The 26,670-nt window shown below is 64.3% G+C and carries 28 protein-coding genes; 18 read left to right on the top strand and 10 right to left on the bottom strand.

The features are described 5' to 3' along the window. The first annotated feature begins 131 nt into the window (after window positions 1-131). The 13 genes from BX592_RS34745 (at window position 132) to BX592_RS32305 (ending at window position 14,977) form a co-directional block, all read left to right on the top strand. Entirely contained in the window at window positions 132-245 is a 114-nt protein-coding gene (locus BX592_RS34745) for a potassium ABC transporter ATPase (protein ID WP_134197355.1), read from the top strand. After that, the gene (gene kdpF, locus BX592_RS32360) at window positions 242-334 is read left to right on the top strand and encodes a K(+)-transporting ATPase subunit F (protein WP_007175651.1); all 93 of its coding nucleotides are present in this window, start codon (window positions 242-244) and stop codon (window positions 332-334) included. The genes BX592_RS34745 and kdpF overlap by 4 nt, the downstream gene beginning before the upstream one ends. Next, entirely contained in the window at window positions 331-2,136 is a 1,806-nt protein-coding gene (gene kdpA / locus BX592_RS32355; protein ID WP_134197354.1) for a potassium-transporting ATPase subunit KdpA, read from the top strand. The genes kdpF and kdpA overlap by 4 nt, the downstream gene beginning before the upstream one ends. A 36-nt stretch (window positions 2,137-2,172) precedes the next feature. Then, a complete protein-coding gene (gene kdpB / locus BX592_RS32350; protein WP_134197352.1) occupies window positions 2,173-4,257 on the top strand; it encodes a potassium-transporting ATPase subunit KdpB in 2,085 nt (694 codons plus the stop codon). Between the two features lie 32 nt (window positions 4,258-4,289). Then, window positions 4,290-4,868: a potassium-transporting ATPase subunit KdpC gene (kdpC, locus tag BX592_RS32345; RefSeq protein WP_134197350.1), complete on the top strand. Its 579-nt coding sequence runs from the start codon at window positions 4,290-4,292 to the stop codon at window positions 4,866-4,868. A 235-nt stretch (window positions 4,869-5,103) separates the two neighbouring features. After that, window positions 5,104-8,076: a DUF4118 domain-containing protein gene (locus BX592_RS32340; protein ID WP_134197348.1), complete on the top strand. Its 2,973-nt coding sequence runs from the start codon at window positions 5,104-5,106 to the stop codon at window positions 8,074-8,076. Then, the gene (gene kdpE, locus BX592_RS32335; RefSeq protein WP_134197346.1) at window positions 8,069-8,767 is read left to right on the top strand and encodes a two-component system response regulator KdpE; all 699 of its coding nucleotides are present in this window, start codon (window positions 8,069-8,071) and stop codon (window positions 8,765-8,767) included. Before BX592_RS32340 ends, kdpE begins: the two co-directional genes overlap by 8 nt. 135 nt (window positions 8,768-8,902) lie before the next feature. Next, window positions 8,903-9,223 carry a quaternary ammonium compound efflux SMR transporter SugE gene (sugE, locus tag BX592_RS32330; protein WP_134197344.1) on the top strand — a complete coding sequence of 107 codons (321 nt, stop codon included), beginning with the start codon at window positions 8,903-8,905 and terminating at the stop codon, window positions 9,221-9,223. A gap of 476 nt (window positions 9,224-9,699) precedes the next feature. Further along, on the top strand, window positions 9,700-10,311 hold the full coding sequence (locus tag BX592_RS32325) for a DUF4126 domain-containing protein (protein ID WP_134197343.1): 612 nt from the start codon (window positions 9,700-9,702) through the stop codon (window positions 10,309-10,311). A 107-nt stretch (window positions 10,312-10,418) separates the two neighbouring features. After that, the gene (locus BX592_RS32320) at window positions 10,419-12,908 is read left to right on the top strand and encodes an ABC transporter permease (protein WP_134197368.1); all 2,490 of its coding nucleotides are present in this window, start codon (window positions 10,419-10,421) and stop codon (window positions 12,906-12,908) included. Window positions 12,909-13,107: 199 nt separating this feature from the next. After that, on the top strand, window positions 13,108-13,518 hold the full coding sequence (locus BX592_RS32315; protein ID WP_134197341.1) for a group II truncated hemoglobin: 411 nt from the start codon (window positions 13,108-13,110) through the stop codon (window positions 13,516-13,518). Between the two features lie 95 nt (window positions 13,519-13,613). Continuing rightward, window positions 13,614-14,345 carry an alanyl-tRNA editing protein gene (locus BX592_RS32310; RefSeq protein ID WP_134197339.1) on the top strand — a complete coding sequence of 244 codons (732 nt, stop codon included), beginning with the start codon at window positions 13,614-13,616 and terminating at the stop codon, window positions 14,343-14,345. Next, on the top strand, window positions 14,342-14,977 hold the full coding sequence (locus BX592_RS32305) for a DUF924 family protein (RefSeq protein ID WP_134197337.1): 636 nt from the start codon (window positions 14,342-14,344) through the stop codon (window positions 14,975-14,977). Before BX592_RS32310 ends, BX592_RS32305 begins: the two co-directional genes overlap by 4 nt. Before the next feature lie 66 nt (window positions 14,978-15,043). Here BX592_RS32305 and BX592_RS32300 read toward each other — a convergent pair whose 3' ends face one another. From BX592_RS32300 to BX592_RS34740, 4 genes are all read right to left on the bottom strand, one after another. Next, entirely contained in the window at window positions 15,044-15,790 is a 747-nt protein-coding gene (locus BX592_RS32300) for an SDR family oxidoreductase (protein ID WP_134197336.1), read from the bottom strand. A 47-nt stretch (window positions 15,791-15,837) separates the two neighbouring features. Then, window positions 15,838-16,422 carry an LOG family protein gene (locus BX592_RS32295; protein ID WP_134197334.1) on the bottom strand — a complete coding sequence of 195 codons (585 nt, stop codon included), beginning with the start codon at window positions 16,420-16,422 and terminating at the stop codon, window positions 15,838-15,840. 177 nt (window positions 16,423-16,599) lie between these two features. Next, a complete protein-coding gene (locus BX592_RS32290; protein ID WP_134197332.1) occupies window positions 16,600-17,346 on the bottom strand; it encodes a TetR/AcrR family transcriptional regulator in 747 nt (248 codons plus the stop codon). Window positions 17,347-17,529: 183 nt separating this feature from the next. Then, the gene (locus tag BX592_RS34740; RefSeq protein ID WP_243849821.1) at window positions 17,530-18,054 is read right to left on the bottom strand and encodes a diacylglycerol kinase; all 525 of its coding nucleotides are present in this window, start codon (window positions 18,052-18,054) and stop codon (window positions 17,530-17,532) included. 72 nt (window positions 18,055-18,126) lie between these two features. Here BX592_RS34740 and BX592_RS34735 point away from each other — a divergent pair, with 72 nt between their 5' ends. Beyond that, the gene (locus BX592_RS34735) at window positions 18,127-18,381 is read left to right on the top strand and encodes a hypothetical protein (RefSeq protein WP_243849820.1); all 255 of its coding nucleotides are present in this window, start codon (window positions 18,127-18,129) and stop codon (window positions 18,379-18,381) included. A 29-nt stretch (window positions 18,382-18,410) separates the two neighbouring features. Here the strand turns inward: BX592_RS34735 and BX592_RS32280 are convergent, their stop codons facing one another. Further along, window positions 18,411-19,445, bottom strand: a complete 1,035-nt coding sequence (locus tag BX592_RS32280) for a glycosyltransferase family 4 protein (protein WP_134197328.1) — start codon at window positions 19,443-19,445, stop codon at window positions 18,411-18,413. Window positions 19,446-19,543: 98 nt separating this feature from the next. Then, the gene (locus BX592_RS32275) at window positions 19,544-20,488 is read right to left on the bottom strand and encodes a UDP-2,3-diacylglucosamine diphosphatase (RefSeq protein ID WP_134197327.1); all 945 of its coding nucleotides are present in this window, start codon (window positions 20,486-20,488) and stop codon (window positions 19,544-19,546) included. Between the two features lie 190 nt (window positions 20,489-20,678). On the opposite strand from BX592_RS32275, the gene BX592_RS34095 reads away from it, so the two are divergent. After that, window positions 20,679-20,843 carry a hypothetical protein gene (locus BX592_RS34095; RefSeq protein WP_166676522.1) on the top strand — a complete coding sequence of 55 codons (165 nt, stop codon included), beginning with the start codon at window positions 20,679-20,681 and terminating at the stop codon, window positions 20,841-20,843. A 24-nt stretch (window positions 20,844-20,867) separates the two neighbouring features. On the opposite strand, the gene BX592_RS32270 is transcribed toward BX592_RS34095, so the two are convergent. The 4 genes from BX592_RS32270 to BX592_RS32255 form a co-directional block, all read right to left on the bottom strand. Further along, a complete protein-coding gene (locus BX592_RS32270) occupies window positions 20,868-21,443 on the bottom strand; it encodes an RDD family protein (protein ID WP_134197326.1) in 576 nt (191 codons plus the stop codon). 299 nt (window positions 21,444-21,742) lie between these two features. Continuing rightward, the gene (locus BX592_RS32265) at window positions 21,743-22,549 is read right to left on the bottom strand and encodes a DUF3106 domain-containing protein (RefSeq protein ID WP_134197325.1); all 807 of its coding nucleotides are present in this window, start codon (window positions 22,547-22,549) and stop codon (window positions 21,743-21,745) included. 18 nt (window positions 22,550-22,567) lie between these two features. Beyond that, window positions 22,568-22,996, bottom strand: coding sequence for a DUF3619 family protein (locus BX592_RS32260; RefSeq protein WP_134197324.1), 429 nt, complete (start codon window positions 22,994-22,996; stop codon window positions 22,568-22,570). Next, on the bottom strand, window positions 22,993-23,556 hold the full coding sequence (locus BX592_RS32255) for an RNA polymerase sigma factor (protein WP_134197323.1): 564 nt from the start codon (window positions 23,554-23,556) through the stop codon (window positions 22,993-22,995). The genes BX592_RS32260 and BX592_RS32255 overlap by 4 nt, the downstream gene beginning before the upstream one ends. Window positions 23,557-24,107: 551 nt before the next feature. On the opposite strand from BX592_RS32255, the gene BX592_RS32250 reads away from it, so the two are divergent. The 3 genes from BX592_RS32250 to BX592_RS35325 form a co-directional block, all read left to right on the top strand. Then, the gene (locus BX592_RS32250) at window positions 24,108-25,871 is read left to right on the top strand and encodes an acetolactate synthase 3 catalytic subunit (RefSeq protein ID WP_134197322.1); all 1,764 of its coding nucleotides are present in this window, start codon (window positions 24,108-24,110) and stop codon (window positions 25,869-25,871) included. Window positions 25,872-25,984: 113 nt separating this feature from the next. After that, window positions 25,985-26,476, top strand: coding sequence for an acetolactate synthase small subunit (gene ilvN, locus BX592_RS32245; RefSeq protein WP_012432363.1), 492 nt, complete (start codon window positions 25,985-25,987; stop codon window positions 26,474-26,476). Window positions 26,477-26,574: 98 nt separating this feature from the next. After that, window positions 26,575-26,670, top strand: a 96-nt coding sequence (locus BX592_RS35325) for a hypothetical protein (RefSeq protein ID WP_134197321.1), incomplete at its 3' end; no start/stop codon positions are given.

Genomic DNA, 26,670 nt, shown 5'->3' with positions numbered 1-26,670 from the left:
GCCGTCCCACCTTCCAGTGGGGCGGCTTTTTCGTTTACGTGATTTTTACGCCGTTCAAACCATCTTTGACCAGGCCTTTATCTGAATCGGAATAACGTTCCGCATCCATAGCCAACAATGGGGAACATGAAATGGATGTGCTGTATGTCGGGGGCCTCGTGATATTCACGGTGCTCACCTTCGGGCTCGTCGCCGGCTGCTCGAAGCTGATGCAATTCCGGCGGGGACAAGGAGCGCGCTCATGACCTGGATCCTCTGGCTATCCGGCGCCGCGACGGCGCTCCTTTTCGTTTATCTGGTCTATGCGCTACTGCGCGCGGAGGACATTGAATGAATGCCAATAATGTCCTGCAGCCGGCGATCTTCATCATCGTGCTGCTCGCGCTGGCGGTGCCCGTCGCGCGCTATATCACCAACGTAATGGACGGCAGCTCGCGCGTTGTGCGCTGGTTCGGCCCGCTCGAAAAGCTGCTGTATCGCATCGCGGGCGTCAATTCGTCCGCGGAAATGGGCTGGAAGCAGTACGCGATCGTCACGGTTGCGTTCAACGTGTTCGGCATGCTGTTTCTGTACCTGATTCTGCGCGTGCAAGGCTTGCTGCCTGGCAATCCGCAGCAAATGACCGCAATGACGCCCGACGCAGCATTCAACACGGCCGTCAGCTTCGTCACCAACACGAACTGGCAGGACTATTCGGGTGAGCAGGCGGTCAGCTATCTGACGCAGATGCTCGGCTTCACCGTGCAGAACTTCCTGTCGGCGGCTACCGGTATCGTCGTGGTGATCGCGATGGTTCGCGGCTTTGCGCGGCACTCCGCGAATACGATCGGCAACTTCTGGGTCGACATCACGCGCATCACGCTGTATGTGCTGCTGCCGATGTCCGCGATCATCGCCGCGATCTTCATGAGCCAGGGCGTGATCCAGAACTTCAAGGCGTATGAGGACGTGCCGACGCTGCAGACCACGACCTACGCTGCGCCGAAGCTCGATGCGCAAGGCAATCCGGTCAAGGATGCGAAGGGCAATCCGGTGACGGTCGACACGCCGGTCACGAAACAGACGCTCGCGATGGGCCCAGTTGCGTCGCAGGAAGCGATCAAGATGCTCGGTACCAATGGTGGCGGCTTCTTCAATGCGAACTCCGCGCACCCGTTTGAAAATCCGACGCCGTTCGCGAACTTCGTGCAGATGATCTCGATGCTGTTGATCCCGGCGGCGCTGTGTCTCGTCTTCGGCAGGATGGTTGCCGACAAACGCCAGGGTATCGCGGTGCTCGCGGTGATGACGATCGCGTTCGCGTCGTGCGTGGCGATCGAGATCGGCTCCGAGCAATCCGGCAATCCGCTGCTGACAGCGCTGCACGTCGATCAGAACGCGAGCGCGCTGCAAACGGGCGGCAACATGGAGGGCAAGGAAACCCGCTTCGGTATCGCTCAGTCCGGCATCTTCACGGTGGCGACCACGGCGGCATCGTGCGGCGCGGTCAACAATGCGCACGACTCGCTGACGCCGTTGGGCGGACTTGTCCCGATGTTGCTGATCCAGCTCGGCGAAGTGATCTTCGGCGGTGTCGGTTCTGGTCTGTACGGGATGCTTGCGTTCGCGTTGCTTGCGGTATTCGTCGCGGGGCTGATGATCGGCCGCACGCCCGAGTACGTCGGCAAGAAGATCGAGGCGTACGAGATGAAGATGGTGTCGATCATGATCCTGCTGACGCCGCTGCTCGTGCTGGTCGGTGCGTCGATCGGCGTGCTGACCGATGCGGGCAAGGCCGGTATCGCGAACCCGGGTCCGCACGGCTTCTCGGAAATCCTCTACGCATTCAGTTCGGCCGCGAACAACAACGGCAGTGCGTTCGCAGGTCTGACCGTGAGCACGCCGTTCTACAACGTGATTCTCGCGATCTGCATGTGGTTCGGCCGCTTCGGCTCGCTGGTGCCGGCACTGGCTATCGCCGGGTCGCTCGCCGCGAAGAAACGGCTTGGCGTGACGGCCGGTACGTTGCCGACGCACGGTGCGCTATTCGTCGTGCTGCTGCTTGGCACGGTGCTGCTGGTTGGCGCGCTGACTTACGTGCCGGCGCTTGCGCTCGGTCCTGGCATCGAGCAGCTGATGATGATTCTCGGCCAGTGATGACGGACCTCGCACCACAGAATATTCGAGGAACAAATGACTGAACATTCCGCAACCCGGTCCATGTTCGATCCGGCGCTACTGCGCCCGGCGATCGTGGACTCCTTCAAGAAACTGACGCCGCGCACGCAATTCCGTAATCCGGTGATGTTCTGCGTGTACGTCGGTAGCATTCTGACCACCATCCTGTGGCTTGCCGCGCTCGTCGGCCAGGCAGAGGCGCCGGCGGGCTTCATTCTCGCCGTCACGCTGTGGCTGTGGTTCACGGTGCTCTTCGCGAACTTCGCGGAGGCGCTCGCCGAAGGCCGTTCGAAGGCCCAGGCCGCGTCGCTGCGCAGCGCGAAGAAAGACGTGATGGCCAAGAAGCTGAACGAGCCGCATCCGAAGGCGCCGATCCGCATCACGACGGCCACCGATCTGCGCAAGGGCGACGTCGTGCTGGTCGAAACCGGCGACACGATTCCGGCCGACGGCGAAGTGATCGAAGGTGTCGCATCGGTCGACGAATCGGCGATTACCGGCGAGTCCGCGCCGGTGATCCGCGAGTCGGGCGGCGACTTTTCGTCGGTCACGGGCGGCACGCGCGTGCTGTCGGACTGGATCGTCGTGCGCGTGACGGTGAACCCGGGAGAAGCGTTCCTCGACCGCATGATCGCGATGGTCGAAGGCGCGAAGCGTCAGAAAACGCCGAACGAAATCGCGCTGACCATTCTGCTCGTCGCGCTGACCATCGTGCTGCTGCTGGCTACTGCCACGCTGCTGCCGTTCTCGATGTTCGCGGTCGAGGCGGTGAAGGCTGGTCACGTGGTGACGATTACCGCGCTGGTCGCGCTGCTGGTCTGCCTGATTCCGACCACCATCGGCGGTCTGTTGTCCGCGATCGGCGTGGCCGGCATGAGCCGGATGATGCAGGCGAACGTGATCGCAACGTCGGGCCGCGCAGTCGAAGCGGCCGGCGACGTCGACGTGCTGCTGCTCGACAAGACCGGCACGATCACGCTCGGTAACCGCCAGGCTTCGACGTTCGTGCCGGCGCCGGGCGTGACCGAAGAAGCGCTCGCGGATGCGGCGCAGCTTGCATCGCTGTCCGACGAAACGCCGGAAGGCCGTAGCATCGTGGTGCTCGCGAAGCAGCGCTTCAATATCCGCCAGCGCGATATGGCGGCGCTGCATCCGGTGTTTATCGGTTTTAGCGCGCAGACCCGCATGAGCGGCGTCGACCTCGCCGATCGCGAGATCCGCAAGGGCGCGTCCGATGCGGTGAAGGCGTACGTCGAAGCCCGCGGCGGTCGTTTCCCGGCTGAAGTGCAGAACGCCGTGAACGAAGTCGCGCGGCGCGGCAGCACGCCGCTGGTGGTCGCCGAAAAGAGCGAGCAGGGTGCGCGCGTGCTCGGTGTGATCGAGCTGAAGGACGTCGTGAAGGGCGGCATCAAGGAACGTTTTGCCGAACTGCGCAAGATGGGCATCAAGACCGTGATGGTGACCGGCGACAACCGGCTGACCGCCGCGGCGATCGCAGCCGAAGCGGGCGTCGACGACTTCCTCGCGGAAGCGACGCCGGAAGCGAAGCTCGCGACGATCCGCGCGCACCAGGCTGAAGGCCGCATGGTCGCGATGACCGGCGACGGCACCAACGACGCACCGGCGCTCGCGCAGGCCGACGTCGCGGTGGCGATGAACACCGGTACGCAGGCCGCGAAGGAAGCGGGCAACATGGTCGATCTGGACTCGAACCCGACCAAGCTGATCGAGATTGTCGAGATCGGCAAGCAGATGCTGATGACGCGCGGGTCGCTGACCACGTTCTCGATCGCCAACGACGTCGCGAAATACTTCGCGATCATCCCCGCGGCGTTCGCGTCGACGTATCCGCAGTTGCGCGTGCTCGACATCATGCATCTGACGACGCCGTCCTCGGCGATCCTGTCCGCGGTGATCTTCAACGCGGTGATCATCGTGATGCTGATTCCGCTCGCACTGAAGGGCGTCAAGTACCGGCCGATCGGCGCCGCGTCGCTGTTGCGCCGCAACCTGCTGATTTACGGCCTCGGCGGCATCATCCTGCCGTTCCCGTGCATCAAGCTGATCGACATGGTGATCGCCGCGCTCGGCTGGGCCTGATGCGGCGCGCAAGTTGAATTGAGGAACCCATCATGAAATCCATGTTTCGCCCACTGATCGTGCTGTTCGTGGTGTTTGCAGTGATCACCGGCATCGCGTATCCCGCAGTGATGACCGGGTTCGGGCAGGCCGTGTTCAACCACAAGGCGAACGGCAGCCTGATCGAACAGAACGGCAAGGTGGCCGGCTCCGCACTTATCGGCCAGCAGTTCGATGCGCCGAAGTACTTCTGGGGACGTCTGTCGGCAACCAGCCCGAACCCGTATAACGCGAGCGGTTCGAGCGCGTCGAACCTGGGTCCGCTGAACTCGTCGCTGACCGATAACGTGAAGGCGCGCATCCAGGCGTTGAAGGATGCCGGCACCGATATGTCGCAGCCGGTACCGGTCGATCTGGTGACGTCGTCGGGCAGCGGTCTCGACCCCGAGATCACGCCCGCCGCCGCGGCGTATCAGGTTGCGCGCGTTGCCAAGGCTCGCAATCTGCCGCCGGCCGACGTGCAGGCACTCGTCGACCGTTACACGAGCGGCCGCCAGTTCGGCCTGTTCGGCGAGCCGCGCGTGAACGTGCTGAAGCTGAACGTCGCGCTCGACGCGATGCAGCACGGCTGATTCGCGTCGCTGCTGTGAGCCGGGGCGGCGCTCAAGCGGGCGCCGCCCCGGTGCCTATTTTCGGCGCGCTTTTTTTGCCATTTTTTGAGCGCTTTTTCGACTCTGCACGTCGGCCATTTGCACGCTTTGTTCGGGACGTGTCACCATGAGCGGATTGCGTGAACAGGGTGGCATCAATTAATGCGGCGCGCAGAGCATGCAGCAAGTCCCGCTATCGATTGAAGCCACTCAAAGCATGAACCGACCTGATCCCGACGAGTTACTGGGCAAACTGCAGCGTGAAGAAGAACGGCGCCAGCGCGGCAAGCTGAAGGTATTCTTCGGCGCGTCCGCCGGCGTCGGCAAAACCTATGCAATGTTGCAGGCCGCGCGACGGCGCCACGAAGAAGGCGTCGACGTGGTCGTCGGCATCGCGGAAACGCACGGCCGCACCGAGACCGCCGCGTTGCTCGACGGGCTCGAGGTCTTGCCGCTTGCGCGAATTACGTATCGCGGGCGGCTGCTCGCCGAGTTCGATCTCGACGCGGCGCTCGAGCGCAAGCCGCAGCTGATTCTGGTCGACGAACTCGCGCATTCGAATGTGACCGGCGCGCGGCATGCGAAGCGCTGGCAGGATGTGTACGAACTGCTCGATGCGGGCATCGACGTCTATACGACCGTCAATGTGCAGCATCTCGAAAGCCTCAATGACGTAGTCGGACAGATCACCGGCATCCGCGTGTGGGAGACGGTGCCCGACCGCGTGTTCGATCGCGCGGACGAAGTGACGCTCGTCGACTTGCCGGCCGAGGAACTGCTCGACCGGATGCGCGACGGCAAGGTGTATCTGCCGCAGCAGGCCGAGCGCGCGGTGCGCAACTTCTTTCGCAAAGGCAATCTGATCGCGCTGCGCGAGCTGGCGCTGCGACGCACGGCAGACCGTGTCGACGCGCAGATGCGCGAGTATCGCGCGGACCGTTCGATCCAGCATATCTGGCAGGCGCGCGAGCGTTTGCTGGTGTGCGTGGGGCCCGGGCCCGAGGCGCCGATGCTGGTGCGCGCGGCGGCGCGTCTCGCAGCCGCGCTGAAGGCGGACTGGATTGCGGTGTATGTCGAAACACCAAAGCTGCAACGGCTGCCGGATGCGCTGCGCGAACGCACGTTGAATGCGCTGCGGCTGGCCACCGAACTGGGCGCCGAGACCGCGACGCTCGCGGGCGCCGATGCGATTGCGACGCTGGTCGGCTATGCGCGTGTGCGCAACGTATCGAAGCTGGTCGCGGGCGGCTCGCCGCGCATCGGCGTCTCGCGCTGGCTGCGCAGGCCATTTGGCGAACGCCTTGCGGAACGTGCGGACGATCTCGACCTCACGCTGATTCGCGCAATGGCCGAACGCGGCAACGCGCGCGAGCTGCTGCAGAACGCCGACGCGAGCGCATGGCGCGACGCGCTGCGCACCGCGCGCGAGCGGCGCTCGCCGCGCTCCGCATACGGCTGGGCCGTCGCGATCTGCGCAGCGGTGACGTTTATCGCGAGCCTGCTGATCGGTCATATCGATCTGGCGAATCTCGTGATGCTGTATCTGCTCGGCGTGATCTTCACCGCGGTGCGGCTTGGCCGCGGACCGGGCGTCGTACTGTCGTTCCTGAGCGTCGCCGCATTCGACTTTTTCTTCGTGCCGCCGCGCATGTCGCTGTCGGTCAGCGACACGCAGTATCTGCTGACCTTCCTCGGCATGTTGCTGACGTCGCTGGTGATCAGCCATCTGACGTCGAGCCTGCGTCGCGAAGCGAGCGTCGCGCAGCGGCGCGAGCAGCGCACCAGCGCGATGTACGCGATGGCGCGCGAACTGGCCGCCGCGTTGACCACCGAGCAGATCATCGGTATCGGCAGCCGCCATGTGAGCGAGGTGTTCCGCGCGCGCGTCGCGATCCTGCTGCCCGACAGCGCGGACCAGGTGAAGCAGAAAGTCGACGACCCCGATGCGCAGATCATGCTCGACGCCGCGACGCTCGATGTCGACGTCGGCCAGTGGGTGTACGACCAGCAGAAGCCGGCCGGGCACGGCACCGATACGCTGCCGGCCGCGGCCGCGCTGTATCTGCCGCTGAAGGCGCCGATGCGCACGCGCGGTGTGCTCGCGGTCAAGATGCAGGACGAGCGTGAACTCGAAGTGCCCGAGCAGCAGCGGATGCTCGACGCGTTCGCCGCGCAGATCGCGCTGGCGCTCGAGCGGGTGCACTACGTCGAGATCGCGCGCGATGCACTGGTCAATATGGAGTCGGAGCGCTTGCGCAATTCGTTGCTGTCCGCGATTTCTCACGACCTGCGCACGCCGCTCACGACCATCGTCGGTTTCTCGTCGATGCTGGCGCAGGCGCACGCCGCGCAAAACGCGGCGGAAGGCGCGGCCGCGCATGCGTCGTCCGAAGATGCGCTCGAAGAGGCGACGCACGCGCAGGCGCGGGCCATCGACGATCTCGTCGAGGCGATCCACGAAGAATCGATGCGCATGGCCGGTATCGTCACGAACCTGCTCGATATGGCGCGGCTGCAGGCCGGCGGCCTGAAGCTGAACCGGCAATGGTCGCTGCTCGAGGAAACCGTCGGCGCGGCGTTGCGCGCGTCGAAGCGCGTGCTCGGGCAGCACCCGGTGCAAGTGCAACTGCCGGCCGATTTGCCGCTGTTGCAGCTCGACGCGGTGCTGATGGAGCGGCTCTTTTCGAACCTGTTCGAAAATGCCGCCAAATATACGTCGCCCGAAACGCCGCTTGCGATCAGCGCGCAGCGCATCGACGAAGACGGCAAACCGTTCGTTCGCGTCACCATCGACGATTCCGGGCCGGGCCTGCCGGTCGGCATGGAGTCGCGTATCTTCGAGAAATTCACGCGCGGCGAGAAGGAATCGGCGAAGCCCGGCATCGGTCTGGGTCTCGCGATCTGCCGCGCGATCGTCGATGCGCACGACGGCAGGATCGGCGCAGCCAATCGGCTCGCACCGGATGGCCGCATCGAAGGCGCACGCTTCTGGTTCACGCTGCCGGTCGAGACCCCGCCGCCGGTGCTCGATGCGCTCGAAGACGAGCCCGATGCCACCGACGAAGCCGACCAGGACGAGCAAGCCGACCGGACCGACGGCGGCGACGCTGCGCCGGGCGGCGCGGCTCACAACGAAAGTGGCGATCTCCCGGTCGACCCGACAACATTAGCGAAACCTACCCATGAGTGATCCGAGCATCACGGTCGTACTGATCGAAGACGAAAAACAGATTCGCCGCTTCGTGCGCGCGTCGCTGGAAGGCGAGGGCATCGTCGTGCACGACGCGCAGACCGGCAAGCAGGGGCTGGTCGAAGCGGCGACGCGCAAGCCGGACCTCGTGATCGTCGACCTCGGTCTGCCGGATACCGACGGCCTCGATGTGATCCGCGAACTGCGCGGCTGGAGCGACCTGCCGGTGATCGTGTTGTCCGCGCGGACCCAGGAAAGCGAGAAGGTAGCCGCGCTCGACGCGGGCGCCGACGACTATCTGACGAAACCGTTCGGCGTCTCCGAACTGCTCGCGCGGATTCGCGCGCATCTGCGCCGGCGCAACCAGGCGGCGGCAAGCGACTCGCCGCAGGCGCATTTCGGCGCGGTGAGCGTCGATCTCGCGCTGCGCCAGGTGTGGCGCGACGGCGAACTCGTGCATCTGACGCCGATCGAGTACCGGCTGCTCGCGACGCTGGTGCGGCATGCGGGCCGCGTGCTCACGCACCGGCAGCTGCTGCGCGATGTGTGGGGGCCGTCGCATGTCGAAAGCCATCACTATCTGCGCATTTACATGGCGCATCTGCGGCAGAAGCTCGAGCGCGATCCGGCGCAGCCGGAGCATATCGTGACCGAGACGGGGGTTGGGTACCGGCTGGTCGGCGTCGCGTGACCGTGCGTATATATCGATTTGCAGATAAGAACCGGTCCCATTATTTGCCGTTTGATATAATTACGAGTTCGTAAGGACGTCCTTGCGAACTCGAGTTCAACGGGGACGACCCCACCAACCCTGTGGGAGCGTTCCGTGTCCTGGGTTCTTCTGTTTATTGCCGGCCTGCTCGAAGTGGCGTGGGCGGCGGGCCTCAAATCCTCGGATGGTTTTACGCGGCTGTGGCCGTCGGTGTTCACCGTCGTCACCGCGCTCGGCAGCTTCGTGCTGCTTGCGATGGCGATGCGTCAGTTGCCGCTCGGCACTGCGTACGCGGTATGGACCGGCATCGGCGCGGTCGGCGCGTTTGTGTTCGGCATCGTGATGATGGGTGAGGCGCTCACGCTGCCGCGCGTCGCCAGCGCGCTGCTGATCGTGATCGGGTTGATCGGGCTGAAGCTGTCGTCGGGGCACTGACCCGTTTTGGGCATTCAGAGCGTTCAGGGCGTTCAGGGCTGGAGCGGCGCGCGGTGGTCGCCGGGGCGGTGTTCGCGCCGTGCGGGTGTTCCTCGGGGCGGCGTCTGGCAGGCGCTGTTCATCCGGGCCGTTGCCTGTTCACCGTTTAGCGGTCCGTTCCGGCGTGCAGTCCGTCCGTTTTCCGGCGCAGCTCGTCCGTTTTTCAGCCGCCCTTATTAGGCGATACGACGGGCTCGCCGCCGCAATCTTCAGCCGATGTGAATAAAGTCCGCTTTTCGCCACACCGTTTCCCGCCTTCAATCGGCGGATTCTGAAACGACGTGGCTATAATGAAGCCCATTCCAACCTGAACTCGTTCCGTGCGGCCTTATGCCATGCGGACTCGGCGGTTTCTGCGGGGCGGGGCGCACGGACGTGCTTCACGCTGCAGGCCGCGTGGAGTACGAGGCGCGCGCGGCGCGTCTCAGGAGGCGGCCATGCTTGAACCCCTTTCGCTAGCAGCAGGCCTGTCATGGGGCAGCGGGCTGCGCCTCTATCTGACGGTCCTGATCGCCGGCCTGCTGGCGCGCTTCGGCGTGATCCACCTGCCTGACACGCTGTCCGCGCTGAGTTCGTCGTGGGTGATCGGCGTTGCCGCGGCGCTGACGCTCGCGGAGTTCCTCGCCGACAAGGTTCCCGCGTTCGATTCGCTGTGGGACGCGATTCACACGTTTATCCGGATTCCGGCCGGCGCCGTGCTGGCCGCGGGCGCGCTCGGCCATGCCGATCCGGCGCTCCTGACCGTCGCGGCGCTCGCGGGCGGCACGCTCGCCGGCACCGCGCATCTGACGAAGGCCGGCACCCGTGCGCTGATCAATCTGTCGCCTGAGCCGGTGTCGAACGTCGTGACGTCGACCGCCGAGGACGGCATGGTGTTCGGCGGCCTGCTGCTCGCGCTGTTCGCGCCGGTCGCGTTCCTCGTATTGCTGGTTGGTTTTCTGGTGGTCGTGAGCTGGGTGCTGCCGCGGCTGTGGCGCGGGGTGCAGGGCGGCTTTCGCGGTATGGCGACGCATATGGTGTCGCGTCTTGCACGGAGCCGGCACGATTGAGCGCGCCGGTCAGTGAAATAAAAAATGCGGCGGCGGCGCGCGAGCGCTCGCTGCCTGTGCAACAGCGCCGGCTCAGCATCGGCGACCTCGTGCGGCAAGCGGCGCTGATGACATCACGCGACTGGCGCGCCGGCGAGCTGACGATGCTGCTGGTCGCACTGGTGCTCGCGGTCGCGGCGCTCACCAGCGTCGGCTTTCTGGCTGACCGGCTGCATCAGGGGCTCGAGCGCGATGCGCGCCGGATGATTGCCGCCGACTTTATTGTCCGTGCCGACCATCCGGTCGATCCGACTTTCGCCACCCAGGCGAAGTCGCTCGGTCTCGAGACCGCGACGACCGCGATTTTCCCCAGCATGATCAATTCGACGGCCGCGCAGCCATTGTCGCGGCTTGCCGCGGTCAAGGCGGTTTCGGCTGGCTATCCGCTGCGCGGTGCGCTGCGCATTGCGCCGGAACCGGATGCGCCCGACGCCGCGGCGCGCTCGATTCCGCCGCCCGGCACCGTGTGGGTCGACCAGCAATTACTGGATTCACTGAAGGTGCATGTCGGCGATACCGTGAAAGTCGGCGGCCGCGATTTCACGATCGGCGCGGTGATCACGAAGGAGCTCGACCGCGGCTTCGCGTTCGTCAACTTTTCGCCACGGCTGATGCTCAATGAAGCGGACCTCGCGTCGACCGGGCTGATTTCGTACGGCAGCCGCGTCACGTACCGGCTGCTGGTCGCGGGCAGCGACGCGGCGGTCGACTCGTTCGCAAAGTGGGCGCATCAGCGCGTCGACGGCGGCAAGATGCGCGGCGTCGGCCTCGAATCGCTGCAGGACGGCCAGCCGCAGGTACGCCAGACGCTCGATCGCGCGCGCCACTTCCTGACGCTGGTGTCGCTGCTGACCGCGTTGCTCGCGGCCGTCGCGATCGCGATGGCTGCGCATCGCTATATGCGCCGGCATCTCGATAGCTGTGCGGCGATGCGTTGCCTCGGCGTCAGTCAACGCACGCTGCGCGCGCTGTTCGTGCTCGAATTCGTCGGGCTGGGCGTGATTGGCGGGCTGATCGGTATCGCGCTCGGTTTTGTCGGGCATTTCGCGCTGTTGCGCTGGCTCGGTGGGCTGATCGGCGTCGTGCTGCCGTATCCGGGCGCGTGGCCCGCGTTCGAAGGCATCGCGGCCGGCCTCGTGCTGCTGCTCGGCTTCGCGTTGCCGCCGCTGTTGCCGTTGACCCGCGTGCCGCCAGTGCGCGTGCTGCGCCGCGAGTGGGGTGACGCGGGCCGCACCGCATGGGCTGCGTATGCGCTCGGCGTCGTGCTGTTCGCGGGCTTGCTGGTGCTCGCGGCCGGCGAACTGAAACTGGGCGGGATCGTCGCCGGCGGCTTCGCGGGCGGACTGCTGGTGTTCACCTGCATTGCGCGCGCGGCGCTGTGGGGCGCGGCGCGCATCGTGCGCAGCGAGCGCTTCGCGGTCGGCATCGGCTGGCGCTATGCGCTTGCGTCGCTCGAGCGGCGCGCGAATGCGAGCGCGCTGCAGATCACCGCACTGGCGATCGGCCTGATGTGCCTGCTGCTGATCGCGATGACGCGCGACGACCTGGTCGCGGGCTGGCGGAAGTCGACGCCGCCCGATGCGCCGAACGAGTTCATCATCGATATCCAGCCCGACCAGCGCGATGCGGTTATGCAGTACCTGGCCAGGCACGGCTTTCCTGACGTCGAGATGTCGCCGATGGTGCGCGGCCGGCTGACCGCGATCAACGGCAAGCCGGTCAACCCGGATTCGTACAGGAGCGAGGATGCGCGGCGCCTGGTCGACCGCGAATTCAATCTGTCGTATACGACGCAACTGCCGGACGACAACCGGATCGAAGCCGGCCAGTGGTACGGCAACACCGACAAACCGCAGATTTCGATCGAACAGGGGCTCGCGAAAATAATCGGCGTGAAGCCTGGCGACACACTGCGTTTCGATGTGACAGGCCTGTCGATCGACGCGCCGGTGACGAGCGTGCGCAAGCTCGACTGGGGCTCGTTCAAGGTCAATTTCTTCGTGCTGATGCCGCCGGCCGCGCTGAAGGATTTCCCGGCGACGTTCATCACCAGTTTTCATGTGCCGCCTGAACAGCGCGCGGCGATCGATGGGCTGATCGGCGTGTATCCGAACCTCACCGCGATCGACACCGCGCCGATTCTCGCGCAGGTGCAAGCGGTGATGGAGCAGGTGATCGACGCGGTGCAGTTCCTGTTCCTGTTCACGTTGGTGGCCGGTGTGCTGGTGCTGTACGCGGCGCTGGCCGGCACACGCGACGAGCGCATGCGAGAATCCGCGTTGCTGCGCGCGCTCGGCGCGTCGCACCGCCAGGTGCGAGCCGTGCAGATTGCGGAATTCGTCGCGGTCGGTGCGTTGTCCGGACTGATGGCGGCGTTCGGCGCGCAACTGATTGGCGTGGTGCTCGCGACGCGCGTGTTCGACTTCTATCTCGCGTTCGATCCGTGGCTGCTGCCGGCCGGTATCGCGGCGGGTGTCGTGTGTGCGGGTCTGGGCGGGTGGCTCAGCTTGCGGCACGTGCTGATGCGCCCGGCGCTGCAATCGCTACGTGACGCGTGAACGGGTTGCGGCCGCGATGCCGAGCGTGCGCGGACTGTGATGGAACCCGCGGTGTACGTCGCGATGTGACCGCGCTGCTGAGCTCGCAAAATGCGATGCAACCCGCGATGCAACCCGCGATGCAATTCGCGCCGCAACTCGCTTGATCCACGTGTGCCACGGCGCACTTCCCTATTGAAACGAACCTGCTTTTCCTCGTATGACCGACTCTAACGACGCAACGCTGGCGCAACCAACCGCGTTCGAACTGGTGGGAGGCGAAACGCGCGTGCGCGAACTAGTCGACCGCTTCTACGATCTGATGGACCTCGAGCCCGATTTCGCGGGCATTCGCGCGCTGCATCCGCCGACCCTCGAAGGCTCGCGTGACAAGTTTTTCTGGTTCCTGTGCGGCTGGCTTGGCGGCCCGAGCCACTATGAAGACCGCTTCGGCCATCCACGGCTGCGCGCGCGGCATTTGCCGTTCGCGATTGCGTCGAGCGAGCGCGACCAGTGGCTGCGCTGCATGGCGTGGGCGATGGAAGATGTCGGGTTATCCGAAGCACTGCGCGAACGGCTGCTGAGGTCGTTTTTCGATACCGCGGACTGGATGCGCAATCGGCCGGGCTAAGCCGTTTCATCACGATATCCGCCGCCTTTGCGCAAATGCTTCGGCACCCGAAGCGTTGGCGAACGACAGCAACGACGATACAAGGAGATCCCCCCATGGCGACTCGCGCACTCTTTCGCGAAGACGCGTACCTGACCGGTTGCGACGCGACGATTACCGCAGTCGATGAACTTGGCATTCATCTGGACCAGACTGTGTTCTATCCGCTCGGCGGCGGCCAGGCGGGCGACGCCGGCGCGCTGGTGCTCGCGGACGGTACGCGCGTCGAGATCGCGGACACGCGCAAGGCGAAGTTCGAAGGCGCGACGCCGGACGACGCGGTCCACGTGCCCGCGCCGGGCCAGCACGCGCTGCTCGCGCGCATAGCCGCCGGCGAGCGCGTGCGCGCGGAGATCGACTGGACGCGCCGCTACCGGCATATGCGGCTGCATACCGCGAGCCATCTGATGTGCGCGGTGCTGCCGTATGCCGTCGACGGCTGCAGCATCACGACCGAATACGCGCGCCTCGACTTCGCGACCGTCGAGCCGATCGAACGCGAGCAGGTCGAAGCGCGGCTCGCGGAACTGGTCGGCGGTGCGCACGGTGTCGCGACCGAATGGATCACCGACGACGAAATGGCCGCGCGGCCCGAACTGGTCCGCACGATGAGTGTGAAGCCGCCGATGGGTTTGGGCCGCGTGCGGCTGCTGCGTATCGAAGGGGTCGATCTGCAACCGTGCGGCGGCACGCATGTGCGTAATACGCAGGAGATTGGTGCGCTGCGCGTTGCGAAGCTCGAGAAGAAGAGTGCGCGCACGCGGCGGCTGGTGCTGGAGCTCGTGTGAGCACGCGCTTCGATGCGCAAGCCTACTCGGCGGAGCGCGACTATGCGTCGCTCGACGCGCGCCCGCGCGACGTGCTCGACTGCTGGTTCGGCGCGCCCGGTTCGAGCGAGTACGGGACGGACCGCAAGTGCTGGTACAAACGCAACGACGCGTTCGACGCGATGCTGCGCGCACGGTTCGGCGCGTTGATCGAAGCGGCGCTTGTGCATGAACTCGACGGGTGGCGCGCGACGCCGCTCGGGTCGATCGCGCTGGTGGTCGTGCTCGACCAGTTCACGCGCAACTGCCATCGCGGCACGCCGCGCATGTACGACGGCGACGCGCACGCGGTGAGCATTGCGCGCGCGATGATCGAAGCGGGTAGCGATGCGGTGCTGCCGACGGTCTACCATCGCGCGTTCGTGTATAGCCCGCTCGAACACGATGAGACCATCGAGGGCCAGCGCGAAAGCGTGCGGCTCTACACGCTGCTCGACGCGTACGGGCTCGATCCGTCGTATGCACGCTCAGCGGTGCGGCACGCGAAAGTCATCGAGCGCTTCGGGCGCTTTCCGCATCGCAACGCGCTGCTTGGCCGTCAATCGACAGCAGAAGAAATCGCGTTCCTGCGCGAGCCGGGATCGCGGTTCTGAACGGCTGCGTGACGATATGCGCGATGCGACGCGCGTGCTGCTTGTGCTGCTTGTGCCGCTCGTACGTTAACGTCCACCGGTTACATCGATAATCGCGCCGGTCACATACGACGCCGCATCGCTTAACAGCCACACAATCGATTCCGCGACTTCATCGGCGCTGCCCGCGCGGCCCAACGGCGTTTGCGCGCCGAGCACCGCGGCGCGATCGGGACGACCGCCGCTCGCGTGGATCTCGGTGTCGATAAGACCCGGGCGCACCGCGTTCACGCGCACACCTTGCGGGCCGACTTCCTTCGACAGACCAATCGTCAGCGTATCGATCGCGGCCTTCGAGCCCGCGTAATCGACATACTCGTTTGGCGAGCCCAGCCGGGCCGCCGCCGACGACAGATTGACGATCGCGCCGCCATGGCCGCCGCGTTGCATCGACATGCGCCGCACCGCTTCGCGCGCACATAGATACGCGCCGAACACGTTGGTATCGAAGATGCGCTTCAGGCGGGCCGCGTCCATGTCGGCGAGCGGCAGGCCGGGCGCGACGATGCCCGCATTGTTGACGAAGCCGTCGAGGCGGCCGAATACCCGCGTGAATGCGTCGAACATCGCGATCACCGCTGCTTCGTCAGCAATGTCGCCGCGCAACAGAAGCGCACGCGCGCCCGCGCCTTCGACAAGCGCCGCGGTTTCGCGCGCGGCCGCTTCATTGCTTGAATAGTTGATACCAACCGACCAGCCGCGCGCGGCGGCCAGACGCGCGGTCGCACGGCCGATGCCGCGGCTCGCGCCGGTGATCAGAACTGCTTTTGTCATAGGAGCCTCGTCGTCGATTCAGCGAAGGAGAGCCAGTCGAGATCGCGTTATACGGCGTCGCGGTGCTGCGACCACTTGTCCCGGCTCAGCGGCCGATAGCGCTGCAGCTTGCCGATCAGCGCGGTCGGGTCGCTATCGATCTGCAACGTATCGAAGTACGTGCGCTGCGTGAAGCCTTCGCGCACCGTGTGGTCGAGCATCGCGATCAGCGGGTCGTAGAACCCGGCGATATTCAGCACCGCGACCGGCTTGTGGTGATAGCCGAGCTGCGACCACGTGAACACCTCGAACAGTTCTTCGAGCGTGCCCGCGCCGCCCGGCAGCGCGACGAATGCATCGGACAGATCCGCCATCATCTTCTTGCGCTGATGCATGTCGGGCACGACGTGCAGTTCGGTCAACCCGTGATGGCCGATTTCCTTGTCGACCAGCAACTCCGGAATCACGCCGATCGCGCGGCCGCCTGCCGCCATTACCGAATCGGCAATCATGCCCATCAGGCCGACCTTGCCGCCGCCATAAACGAGCGAGAGATCCGCTTCGACCAATGCGCGGCCGAACGCCTGTACCGCTTCACCATAAACAGGTTTGGCTCCGTTCGAGGAGCCGCAATAGACACATACTGCTTTCATCAGTTCACATCCTTGCTGCTGGTTGGTGTTTGCCTGGACGGGGAACTGCATGATCGCGCATCGCGGGCGGTTGCGTGAGCGACGCGGCGTGCGATGCACTGCGCCGCGCTCCGGCTTCAACAATCGTCGAGCCGATCGCCGACGAATGGCGCGGATGCGCCCATGCTTGCGTTACCGTCAGGGTTTGATCGCGCCGCGCGGATCTTGCGGCGCGACACCGGGTGCCGCGGCGCCGTCGCGCGGCGGCAGATAGTCGTAGAACTCACGCTGCGGCAGCTTGCCGGATACGAGGTCGTCGAACAGCTCGCGCGAGCGGCCCCGCAAATACGGCGCCATCAACGACACGATCTGCACGCTTACCTGATGCAGTTCCGCGCGAATCGAATCCTGGTCGTTATATTTGCGCGGGTTCATCACGAACTGATACGACAGCCAATACGTGCCGATCACGCCGATGTTGGTCGCAATCACGTGCAGTTCTTCCGGTGTCGCGACCATTTCGCCGTCCGCCACCAGCTGCTCGCAGAACTGCCCGGCAAAGCGCACCTTGTGGCTGATGATCTGCTTGAAGTGCATCTCGAGCATCCGGTTGCGCGCGAGCAGGTCGTTCAGATCGCGATACAGGAAGCGGTAGCGCCACGTAAATTCGACCATGTACTGCAGATACGACCACATCTCGTCGATCGTCGCGCGGTGATCGTCCGGCAGGCGCAGCCGCTTTTCGATCTCCTGCTCGAACTGGCTGAAGATGCTGTTGATAATGTCGTCTTTGTTGCGGAAGTGATAGTAGAGATTGCCGGGGCTAATCTCCATCTCCTCGGCGATGGTCGTCGTCGTGACATTCGGTTCGCCGATCTCGTTGAAGAGCTTCAACGACAGTTCGAGTATCCGTTCGCGCGTACGGCGGGGAGGTTTGGCTTCCATGTCGTCCTGCCCTCAAATAATGTCCGGGCCGACGCGAAGCCGCATGATGCGGCGGCGGGTCCGCCCGGTGCAATAGGGTATTGATGAGAGTATTTGAGGATTATAAACCGACCGTTCGAATCCCCGGCCGGCCTTGCAGGATTTATTCAGTCTTTATCTCAGGCCCTTCAGGCATGCCAGCTTTCAGTGCATCAGCATGCCAGTCCAGCGCACGACAAGCGGCCCGACGATCAGCACCCAGGTCATCACGCACATGAACAGCGCGACCATCACCGCCGCGCTGCCGAGGTCTTTCGCGCGCCGCGACAGCTCGTGACGCTCGAGCGAAATACGGTCGATCGCCGCTTCGACGCTCGAGTTCAGCAATTCGACGATCAGTACCAGCAGCACCGAGCCGAGCAACAGCACGCGCGCGACCGGCTCGACCGGCACCACGAGACCGCACGGCACGAGAATCGCCGCGAGCGTCAGTTCCTGGCGAAACGCGCTTTCTTCGCGGATCGCGACGCGAAAGCCGGCCAGCGAGTTTTTCATCGCATGCCATGCGCGCGTGAGCCCGCGATTACCCTTGTACGGGTTGAACGGCAACGGGGCGAGCGGATCGTCCGGCCCGAGCGGTTCGTGAGCGTCGGCGGGTTCGTTGCGCGTGGACAACGGGGAGCGCATTGCGTGCTTCCTGGGCGAGGTCGGTTGTCCAGCATAGCGCATGCTTGCCGGCGCGGACGCCGCGATCGCGTCGTCATCGCGGCTCGCGTGCGCGGCCGATCCGTCCGGCGATCGTTGGCGATCGCGATCGGCGCCGTGCGTGCTTCGGTCTGCACGGTCCAGTCGTTGCGCATGATTCGCACGATCCCCATCGGCCAGGTGCGCGCTGTCCGCTTCATCGGCTCGCCGATGTCCGGCTGCACGATCGCGCGCATCATCGTGAATATCGGCGAACGGATCGTCGCCGTCGCGATGGGCTTCGTCATCATGCTGCGCGCGTGGCGACGCGCGCAGCATGTCCGAGTGTCTGGCTCGCATAGGGGTGCCTGAGGGTACCGAGGGCCCGCGTGAGCGGCGCGTCAAGCGGCAGCGCTTTCTTCGCGCGGATACGCGCCGCGCGGCAACGGTTTCAGATGCGCGGCGAACTGCTCGGAAGCCGCCGTCCACGAGAAGCGCTCGGCCCACGCGCGTGCGTGGTTGCGATCGATCTTCAGCGCTTCAAGACAGGCTTCGCGCAAATCTTCGTCCATCGCGCCGGCGCCGCCGTCGCCGAGCACATCGATCGGGCCGGTGACCGGGAACGCGGCGACCGGCGTGCCGCATGCGAGCGCCTCGAGCAGCACGAGACCGAACGTGTCCGTGCGGCTCGGGAACACGAATACGTCGGCAGCTGCATACACTTTGGCGAGCTCCGGTTGCGACAGCACGCCGAGATAGTTGACTTCCGGATAGCGCGACTTCAGCTCGCCCAGCGCCGGACCTTCACCGGCGACCCATTTCGAACCCGGCAAATCGAGCTTCAGGAAAGCCTCGACGTTCTTCTCCACCGCGACGCGCCCGACATACAGAAAGATCGGCCGCGCGGTATTGAGCACCTTCGAGTCCATCTGATGAAAGATGTCGAGATCGACGCCGCGCGTCCACAGCACGACGTTCGTGAAGCCGTACTTTTCGAGGTCCGCCTTGACGACCGGCGTGGGCGCCATCACCGCGAGCGATGCCTTGTGGAACCAGTGCAGGAAGCGATACGTCCACGCGAGCGGAATGCCGAAGCGTGCCTGCACATACTCCGGAAAGCGCGTGTGATACGCAGTCGTGAACGGCAGCTTGTGCTTGATTGCATACGCGCGCGCGGCAAGGCCGAGTGGACCTTCAGTCGCGATATGCAGCGCATCGGGCGCGAACTCGTTGATGCGCCTGTGCAGATGGCGTTTGGGCAACAGCGACAGGCGAATCTCCGGATACGTCGGGCACGGAATCGTCTTGAACTCGAGTGGCGTGAGCATTTCGATGCGATGGCCGAGCGCGGTGAGTTCGCGCGTCGTGTTCTTCAGCGTCCGGACGACGCCATTGACCTGCGGCTCCCATGCGTCGGTGACGATCATGATCTTCATCGGTGTGGCCCTTGTCCAAAGAAGTGGGGAAAAACGGGGGAGCACGGCTCTCGCGCTGTGTCTACCGCGTCACGGCGCGAGAGCTGTGCTTCCGCGCATTACACGGTTGCGCGGGCCTTCTGCTCGCGCACCGGTGGCGCTTGCATCACGGTCCAGTAGATCACCTTCAGTTCGCCTTCGAATGTCTCGACGAGCGCCGACAGACTTTCGACCCAGTCGCCGTCATTGCAATACAGCACGCCGTCGATATCGCGAATCTCCGCCTTGTGGATATGCCCGCACACGACACCGTCGCAGCCGCGGCGGCGCGCTTCGTCGGTCATCACGCGCTCGAACGACGAGATGAAATTCACTGCGTTTTTCACCTGATGCTTCAGGTACTGCGACAGCGACCAGTACTGGAAGCCGAGCCTGCTGCGGATCCGGTTGAACCAGCGGTTCAGCACGAGAATCAGCGTGTATAGCGTGTCGCCGAGATACGCGAGCCACTTCGCATGCTGGATCACGCCGTCGAACAGATCGCCGTGCACGATCCACAGGCGCTGGCCGGCCAGTGTGGTGTGGAACGCTTCGCCGCGCACATGGATATCGCCGAACGCGAGATCGCAGTATTGCCGCGCGGCTTCGTCGTGATTGCCAGGAATATAAATAACCTGCGTGCCCTTGCGCGCCTTGCGCAGGATTTTCTGCACGACGTCGTTGTGTGCCTGCGGCCAGTACCAGCCTTTCTTCAGCTGCCAGCCGTCGATGATGTCGCCGACCAGGTACATGTATTCCGACTCGTTATGCCGCAGGAAATCGAGCAGGTAATTCGCCTGGCAGCCGCTCGAACCGAGGTGGATATCCGACAGCCAGATCGTTCGGTAGCGATGCACTTCATCGGGATTGTCGTCATGCTGCGCTTCGCCGGTGATGGGCGGAATGACGGGGAGGGGCGGCAGCGGAATCGAAGTGGCGGAGGGGGCGTTGGGGCCGAAGCCGACGGGGTCGACACTCGGGCCAGTCTGGCGGAACAGGGAAGTCGCGGACGTTTTTGGGTCCATGGCTCAGCCGTCGGGTTGCAGTACCCGCATTGCGCCATTGCGGGATGACGGAGCCGTGACATTCACGAGAATTTCTTATTACGCAACACCGGTGTTGTGCGTGCGATACATCGTTGTGAATGAGGTCGTTGGGTGCCGCGATTGCGGACAGTAAAGCGGCGTTTTACCGGTGTTTGCCGTGCGCGGCCTCATGAAAACGCGTCGGCTCAAAGGGCTGATTATCGTGATCGCGGTGTTCCTGCAGCAAACGCGGATGAACCCGCAGACGATGCTCGCGCGGCTGCGTGGGCGCCGCGTGGCACTGCAGGCGCCGCGAACGCCGCCGTCGGGGCCGGGTGATGCGGGCGTGCGGTAGCTGAGGCTGAGGCGCTTGGCCAGCTTAGCGGATAACCGCGACGATGCGTGTGCCCGCGAGCCGGTCGTGCAGGAACTGGCGGTCGGCGAAAACGTGCGCAGTAGCCGCCCAGGCGACGAACCAGAGCGCGGTGGCCGCCAGCGTATGCGGTACCGTCAGTCCGATTAGCGGATGCAGTGCGAGCGGCGGCAGAAACCATAGCCATGCGAGCAGATAGCGCGCGAGCGCACGCGTCCACGATAGCGGCGCGCCGTCCTTCGCGCGTACGACGCGCAGACGCCAGGTTTTCATCGGCAGTGTTTGTCCGCCGTGCGTCCAGCACCAGACGAAGTACACCCCGACCACAATGCCGATCCACGCGGCAAGCCAGTCGCGATGCTCGAGCCCGTTGCGCTGCTGCGTGAGCGTGCTGAACAGATAGCCGGCGAGAAACACGACGCCAAACAGGATCACGCCTTCGTAGACGAGCGTCGCAAGCCGCCGGCGCACCGAGGGCGTCGGCGATCGGACCGGTGCTTGCGGCGCGGCGGCTGGCGACGGCGACGATGCATCGGTGGGTCTGGCGATCGCAGTGTTTGGGGTGGAAGCGGGCTGTTTCATCGAGTCGAGTGGTCGGGCGCGTGAACCGCGGGAATCAGCAGTGGCACACCGCAGCCGCGAGAATTACGGAAAAGTCCAGAGGCGGGAATCAGGGAAAAGACTCAGAAGACAACTGGCGCGCCGGTTGCGACGCGTAGGTGGGTACGCAGTCGGCTGGCGGTTTTCACTGTAATTGGCCTCGCGGTCTGCCTGCAGTGTGCGTCACGTCGACACCGCAGGCATCCCGCGGCGAATTCGCGGGCCAGCCTCAGGAGCAGCCTCGGGGGCAACCTCCAAGGTCCGCCCCGCACGCGCCTTGCTTACGACCCGTTGAACGCCGCCGGCGCATCAGCCGGCGACACCGGAGTCGGCGTGGGCGGCACATCACTGGGCGCGGACGGCATCGACGGCACAGTCGGCATCGATGCCGCGACCGCGGCTGATGCAAGCGCCGCCGGCGCGCCGTTTCCACCCGACACGCCGGACGCGCCCGGCGCCGGCTTGCCCGCCGCGCCGCTTGCCGCGCGATCCTTGCCGTTCACCAGCCGGTTGATGTCCTTGAGCTCGGTCTTGCCCGACGGCGGCGCGCTCACCACCGTCGGCCGCCGTCGGTGTTCGCTGGCGGCGAGCCGTTCCTTCTGCTCTTCGGGCAGTTCCTGATAGGCCTTCCACGCGTTTTGCCGCGTCTCGCGCGACAGCCCCTTCGAGATCTGATAGTTCTCGCGGGCGATGCGGTGCTGCTCGGGCGTCATCCTGACCCATTCGGTCATCTGCTCGTGCAGGTGCTTCTGCGCTTCGGGCGACATCTTCGGGTAGCGCGCCGCAATTTTCAGCCATTTGCGTTTGCGCGCGTCGCTGAACGTATCCCACTGCGACGCGAACGGGGCGAGCGCGATGTGCTCGGCATTGGTGAGCCGCGACCATGCAAGCGGACCGTCCTTCTGCAAGCCCGGAATGTCGACGGCAAGCGCCGGCGCGGCCGGCTTCGATGCGGCCTGTGGCGCATTCGCCGGCGCGGTGGCGTGGGCGGGCGCCGGCGGATGGAAGCGTGGATACGTGGCCGCGTACGCCACCACGCCCGCGATCACGCATCCATTGACAACGGCAAGGCCGCGCTTGTAACTCACCCGTCGACTCTCCTCGTCCTACCGTGCGCGTGAAAGATACGCGTTGAAACCGTGATCGAGGTAGGCCGTGAGCGGCAGATCGTCGCTGAGCATCGCGGCGTCGATATCGGCGAGCTCCGCGGTGCGCTGCTGGTCTTCCCAATACGCGATTGCGACGAGTCCGACGACCAGCGCGGCGATCGGCCATGCGAGCGCAAAGCGGCGCAGCTTCGAGCCGCGGCGCGGCGACAGGTTTCCTGCGGCTGCCGGCAGCGCCGCCGGGCCCGCTACGAGGACCGGCGCGAACGCGGGTGCACGCACGGCTTCCGGCTTCTTGCGCGCGAGCGCGGTGCGGCGCGCGGCGGCGAGCCGGTCGACCGTGGCGGAGGGGATGCGCGCGGCGTTTTCGTCGAGCGCACGGCGCACCTGCCATGCGAACTCGATTTCTTTATCGTGAGCGGAGCTCATAGCGTGATTCCTTTGGCCTTGAGCGCCTGGGCCAGCGTGTGCGTGGCTCGGGAGCAGTGGGTCTTCACACTGCCTTCCGAGCAGCCCATCGCGGCGGCAGTCTCGGCGACATCCATATCTTCCCAGTAACGCATCAGAAACGCCTCCCGTTGACGTGCCGGCAATCGTTGGATTTCCTCGTCGATCAACTGCAGAATCTGTTCGCGAGCGAGCCGTTCTTCGCCGCTTTCGGCGCCCGCGGTGCTTTCCTGCGCATCGATGGTCTCGAGCGGGTCGAACTCGTCGTCATCGGCGCCCGCCAGCGACGAGAACAGACTGACCCACGTATTGCGCACTTTCTGGCGGCGAAAGTAGTCGTGCGTCGCATTCTGCAGAATACGCTGAAACAAAAGCGGAAGCTCAGCCGGGGGGCGATCGCCGTATTTCTCGGCGAGCTTGATCATGGCGTCCTGCACGATGTCGAGCGCGGCATCGTCATCGCGGACGGCGTAAACCGTCTGCTTGAACGCGCGCCTTTCGACGCCCGCCAGAAAATCGGCGAGTTCTTTGTCTGATGCCATCCGTGCTGAGTGGGCGTTGCGGGCGCGTGCGGGATCGGTGGATAAAGGCGGCCGGGAATTGACGCGGGCAGCAACGGCCGAAAAATGTCGTAAAACTCGCGGATGCTAACAAAAATTGGCGTCGACCAGGGGAAATCGGGCAAGTCCGTCGGCAAACGTTTGGTAAATGCAAGCCTTCGCTAATGCGTTTGGCAATTTCCGTTTGGCAATCGCGCTTCGCTCTTCCCGGAAATGCCCGGCAAATGGACCGCAAACGGCGAGCGAATGCAATGGCCGCCGTGCATTTGCGAATATCGGGTAAGCGGTAGTAAAGCCGTCGCGCGTGGAAAATGATCCCATTGGTGCCGGATAGTGCCCTCGCGCGGAAATAATTTCTTGACCGAAACGCCGCCAGCCGCTATCGTCACCGGTTCGCAACATAAGTGACTAGTCTCATTTGAGGCGGGCCCATGAAGTCCGCCGGTCAAACTGGACGCGCCGCTTGAACCCGAGCCACAAGCCCGGCAGAGAGCACCCGATCAATTTTTTGCCGAAAATTCGAAAGGTGAACGATGAATATGCCCAGCGCGGAATTCTCCACGTCGGATACCACTCCCCAACACGAAGCTGAGTCAATCGGCGCCACCGTGCTCATGCGCGCGCTGGCCGACGAAGAAGTCGAATTCGTCTGGGGCTATCCCGGCGGCTCGGTACTCTACATCTACGACGAGCTTTACAAGCAGGACAAGTTTCAGCACGTGCTCGTGCGCCACGAGCAGGCTGCGGTTCATGCGGCCGATGCGTATGCGCGCTCGACCGGCAAGGTCGGCGTCTGCCTCGTGACCTCCGGTCCCGGCGTGACCAACGCGGTAACCGGTATCGCGACCGCGTACATGGATTCGATCCCGATGGTGATCATCACCGGTCAGGTGCCTACCGCCGCGATCGGTCAGGATGCGTTCCAGGAGTGCGACACGGTCGGCATCACGCGGCCCTGCGTGAAGCACAACTTCCTCGTGAAGGACGTGCGCGAGCTGGCCGCCACCGTCAAGAAAGCGTTTTATATCGCGCGTACCGGCCGGCCCGGTCCGGTGCTGATCGACATTCCGAAAGACGTGTCGAAAATGCCCTGTCAGTACGAGCCGCTGAAGTCCGTCGCGCTGCGCTCGTATAACCCGGTCACGAAAGGCCATTCCGGCCAGATCCGCAAGGCGGTGTCGCTGCTGCTGTCCGCGAAGCGACCGTATATCTACACCGGCGGCGGCATCATCCTCGCGGATGCGGCGCGCGAACTGAACCAGTTCGCCGATCTGCTCGGCTACCCGGTTACCAATACGCTGATGGGTCTGGGCGGCTACCGCGCGAGCGACAAGAAATTCCTCGGCATGCTCGGCATGCACGGCACCTACGAAGCGAACATGGCGATGCAGCACTGTGACGTGCTGATCGCAATCGGCGCGCGCTTCGACGACCGCGTGATCGGCGACCCGGCGCACTTCGCGTCGCGGCCGCGCAAGATCATTCATATCGACATTGATCCTTCGTCCATTTCGAAGCGCGTGAAGGTCGATATTCCGATCGTCGGCGACGTGAAGGAAGTGCTGAAGGAGCTGATCGAGCAACTGCAAACGGCCGAGCATGGCCCCGACACCGAAGCGATTGCCGCGTGGTGGAAGGACATCGAAGGCTGGCGTGCGAAAGATTGCCTGAAGTTCGACCGCAAGAGCGACATCATCAAGCCGCAGTACGTGGTCGAAAAGCTGTGGGAACTGACCGACGGCAATGCATTCGTCTGCTCGGACGTCGGCCAGCACCAGATGTGGGCCGCGCAGTTCTATCGCTTCAACAAGCCGCGTCGCTGGATCAACTCGGGCGGCCTCGGCACGATGGGCTTCGGCTTGCCGGCCGCGATGGGCGTGAAGATCGCGCATCCGGACGACGAAGTGGTGTGCATCACCGGCGAAGGCTCGATCCAGATGTGCATCCAGGAACTGTCGACGTGCAAGCAGTACGACACGCCGGTAAAGATCATTTCGCTTAACAACCGCTACCTGGGCATGGTGCGCCAGTGGCAGCAGATCGAATACAGCAAGCGCTATTCGCATTCGTACATGGTTGCGCTGCCCGATTTCGTGAAGCTCGCCGAAGCGTATGGCCATGTCGGCATGCGCATTGAGAAGACCGCAGATGTCGAAGGCGCGTTGAAGGAAGCGCTGCGCCTGAAAGATCGCACGGTATTTCTCGACTTCCAGACCGATCCGACCGAAAACGTCTGGCCGATGGTTCAGGCCGGCAAGGGCATCACCGAGATGCTGCTTGGTGCGGAAGATCTATAACGATGCCTGTTGCCGCCGGCTTTGCCACGCGCGCCTTCACGAAAGGCGCAATGCGAGCGAAGCGGCGCGGCGGGTGCGAATAAATCGATAGTCGAAATCTGGAAGAAGCGATCATGAGACACATTATTTCTGTGCTGCTCGAAAACGAACCGGGCGCGTTATCGCGCGTCGTCGGTCTGTTTTCGGCACGCGGCTACAACATCGAAACCTTGACGGTGGCGCCGACCGAAGACCGTTCGCTGTCGCGCATGACCATCGTTTCCATTGGCTCGGACGACGTGATCGAGCAGATCACGAAGCATCTGAACCGCCTGATCGAGGTGGTGAAAGTGGTCGACCTGACCGAGGGCGCCCACATCGAGCGCGAGCTGATGCTGATCAAGGTACGCGCGGTCGGCAAGGAGCGTGAGGAGATGAAACGGATGTCGGACATATTCCGCGGCCGCATCATCGACGTGACCGAGAAGACCTATACGATCGAATTGACGGGGGCGAGCGACAAGCTCGACGCGTTTATCGAAGGGCTCGACGCAACCGCGATTCTCGAGACGGTCCGCACCGGCGGCTCGGGCATCGGGCGCGGCGAGCGCATCCTGAAGGTTTGATAACCCAAAACCGACCGGGGCCGGGCGCGCTACCCGCGAGTCCTGCCTGGCAGCAAAACGCAGTATTTGAATTCACCGTATATCGCCAAGGAACAGACATGAAAGTTTTCTACGACAAGGACGCCGACCTCTCCCTGATCAAAGGCAAGCAGGTCACGATCATCGGCTACGGCTCGCAAGGCCATGCGCACGCG

This window comes from Paraburkholderia rhizosphaerae (assembly GCF_004366595.1).
Taxonomy (GTDB): Bacteria; Pseudomonadota; Gammaproteobacteria; order Burkholderiales; family Burkholderiaceae; genus Paraburkholderia; species Paraburkholderia rhizosphaerae.
Note: the sequence above shows the minus strand (reverse complement) of the source record. Positions and strands in the feature narration are given on the sequence as shown.

Excerpts from the sequence above, each read along its gene's own strand:
- kdpF (WP_007175651.1), top strand. The coding sequence starts at position 242 with ATGACCTGGATCCTCTGGCTATCCGGCGCCGCGACGGCGCTCCTTTTC.
- BX592_RS32280 (WP_134197328.1), bottom strand. The coding sequence starts at position 19,445 with ATGAAGATCATGATCGTCACCGACGCATGGGAGCCGCAGGTCAATGGC.
- kdpA (WP_134197354.1), top strand. The coding sequence starts at position 331 with ATGAATGCCAATAATGTCCTGCAGCCGGCGATCTTCATCATCGTGCTG.
- BX592_RS32325 (WP_134197343.1), top strand. The coding sequence starts at position 9,700 with ATGCTTGAACCCCTTTCGCTAGCAGCAGGCCTGTCATGGGGCAGCGGG.
- BX592_RS32270 (WP_134197326.1), bottom strand. The coding sequence starts at position 21,443 with ATGAAACAGCCCGCTTCCACCCCAAACACTGCGATCGCCAGACCCACC.
- BX592_RS32260 (WP_134197324.1), bottom strand. The coding sequence starts at position 22,996 with ATGAGCTCCGCTCACGATAAAGAAATCGAGTTCGCATGGCAGGTGCGC.
- BX592_RS34740 (WP_243849821.1), bottom strand. The coding sequence starts at position 18,054 with ATGCGCTATGCTGGACAACCGACCTCGCCCAGGAAGCACGCAATGCGC.
- BX592_RS34745 (WP_134197355.1), top strand. The coding sequence starts at position 132 with ATGGATGTGCTGTATGTCGGGGGCCTCGTGATATTCACGGTGCTCACC.
- BX592_RS32290 (WP_134197332.1), bottom strand. The coding sequence starts at position 17,346 with ATGGAAGCCAAACCTCCCCGCCGTACGCGCGAACGGATACTCGAACTG.
- BX592_RS32340 (WP_134197348.1), top strand. The coding sequence starts at position 5,104 with ATGAACCGACCTGATCCCGACGAGTTACTGGGCAAACTGCAGCGTGAA.
- BX592_RS32295 (WP_134197334.1), bottom strand. The coding sequence starts at position 16,422 with ATGAAAGCAGTATGTGTCTATTGCGGCTCCTCGAACGGAGCCAAACCT.
- BX592_RS32255 (WP_134197323.1), bottom strand. The coding sequence starts at position 23,556 with ATGGCATCAGACAAAGAACTCGCCGATTTTCTGGCGGGCGTCGAAAGG.
- ilvN (WP_012432363.1), top strand. The coding sequence starts at position 25,985 with ATGAGACACATTATTTCTGTGCTGCTCGAAAACGAACCGGGCGCGTTA.
- kdpB (WP_134197352.1), top strand. The coding sequence starts at position 2,173 with ATGACTGAACATTCCGCAACCCGGTCCATGTTCGATCCGGCGCTACTG.
- BX592_RS32320 (WP_134197368.1), top strand. The coding sequence starts at position 10,419 with ATGACATCACGCGACTGGCGCGCCGGCGAGCTGACGATGCTGCTGGTC.
- BX592_RS32300 (WP_134197336.1), bottom strand. The coding sequence starts at position 15,790 with ATGACAAAAGCAGTTCTGATCACCGGCGCGAGCCGCGGCATCGGCCGT.
- BX592_RS32315 (WP_134197341.1), top strand. The coding sequence starts at position 13,108 with ATGACCGACTCTAACGACGCAACGCTGGCGCAACCAACCGCGTTCGAA.
- BX592_RS34095 (WP_166676522.1), top strand. The coding sequence starts at position 20,679 with ATGAAAACGCGTCGGCTCAAAGGGCTGATTATCGTGATCGCGGTGTTC.
- BX592_RS32275 (WP_134197327.1), bottom strand. The coding sequence starts at position 20,488 with ATGGACCCAAAAACGTCCGCGACTTCCCTGTTCCGCCAGACTGGCCCG.
- BX592_RS32310 (WP_134197339.1), top strand. The coding sequence starts at position 13,614 with ATGGCGACTCGCGCACTCTTTCGCGAAGACGCGTACCTGACCGGTTGC.
- kdpC (WP_134197350.1), top strand. The coding sequence starts at position 4,290 with ATGAAATCCATGTTTCGCCCACTGATCGTGCTGTTCGTGGTGTTTGCA.
- kdpE (WP_134197346.1), top strand. The coding sequence starts at position 8,069 with ATGAGTGATCCGAGCATCACGGTCGTACTGATCGAAGACGAAAAACAG.
- BX592_RS32250 (WP_134197322.1), top strand. The coding sequence starts at position 24,108 with ATGAATATGCCCAGCGCGGAATTCTCCACGTCGGATACCACTCCCCAA.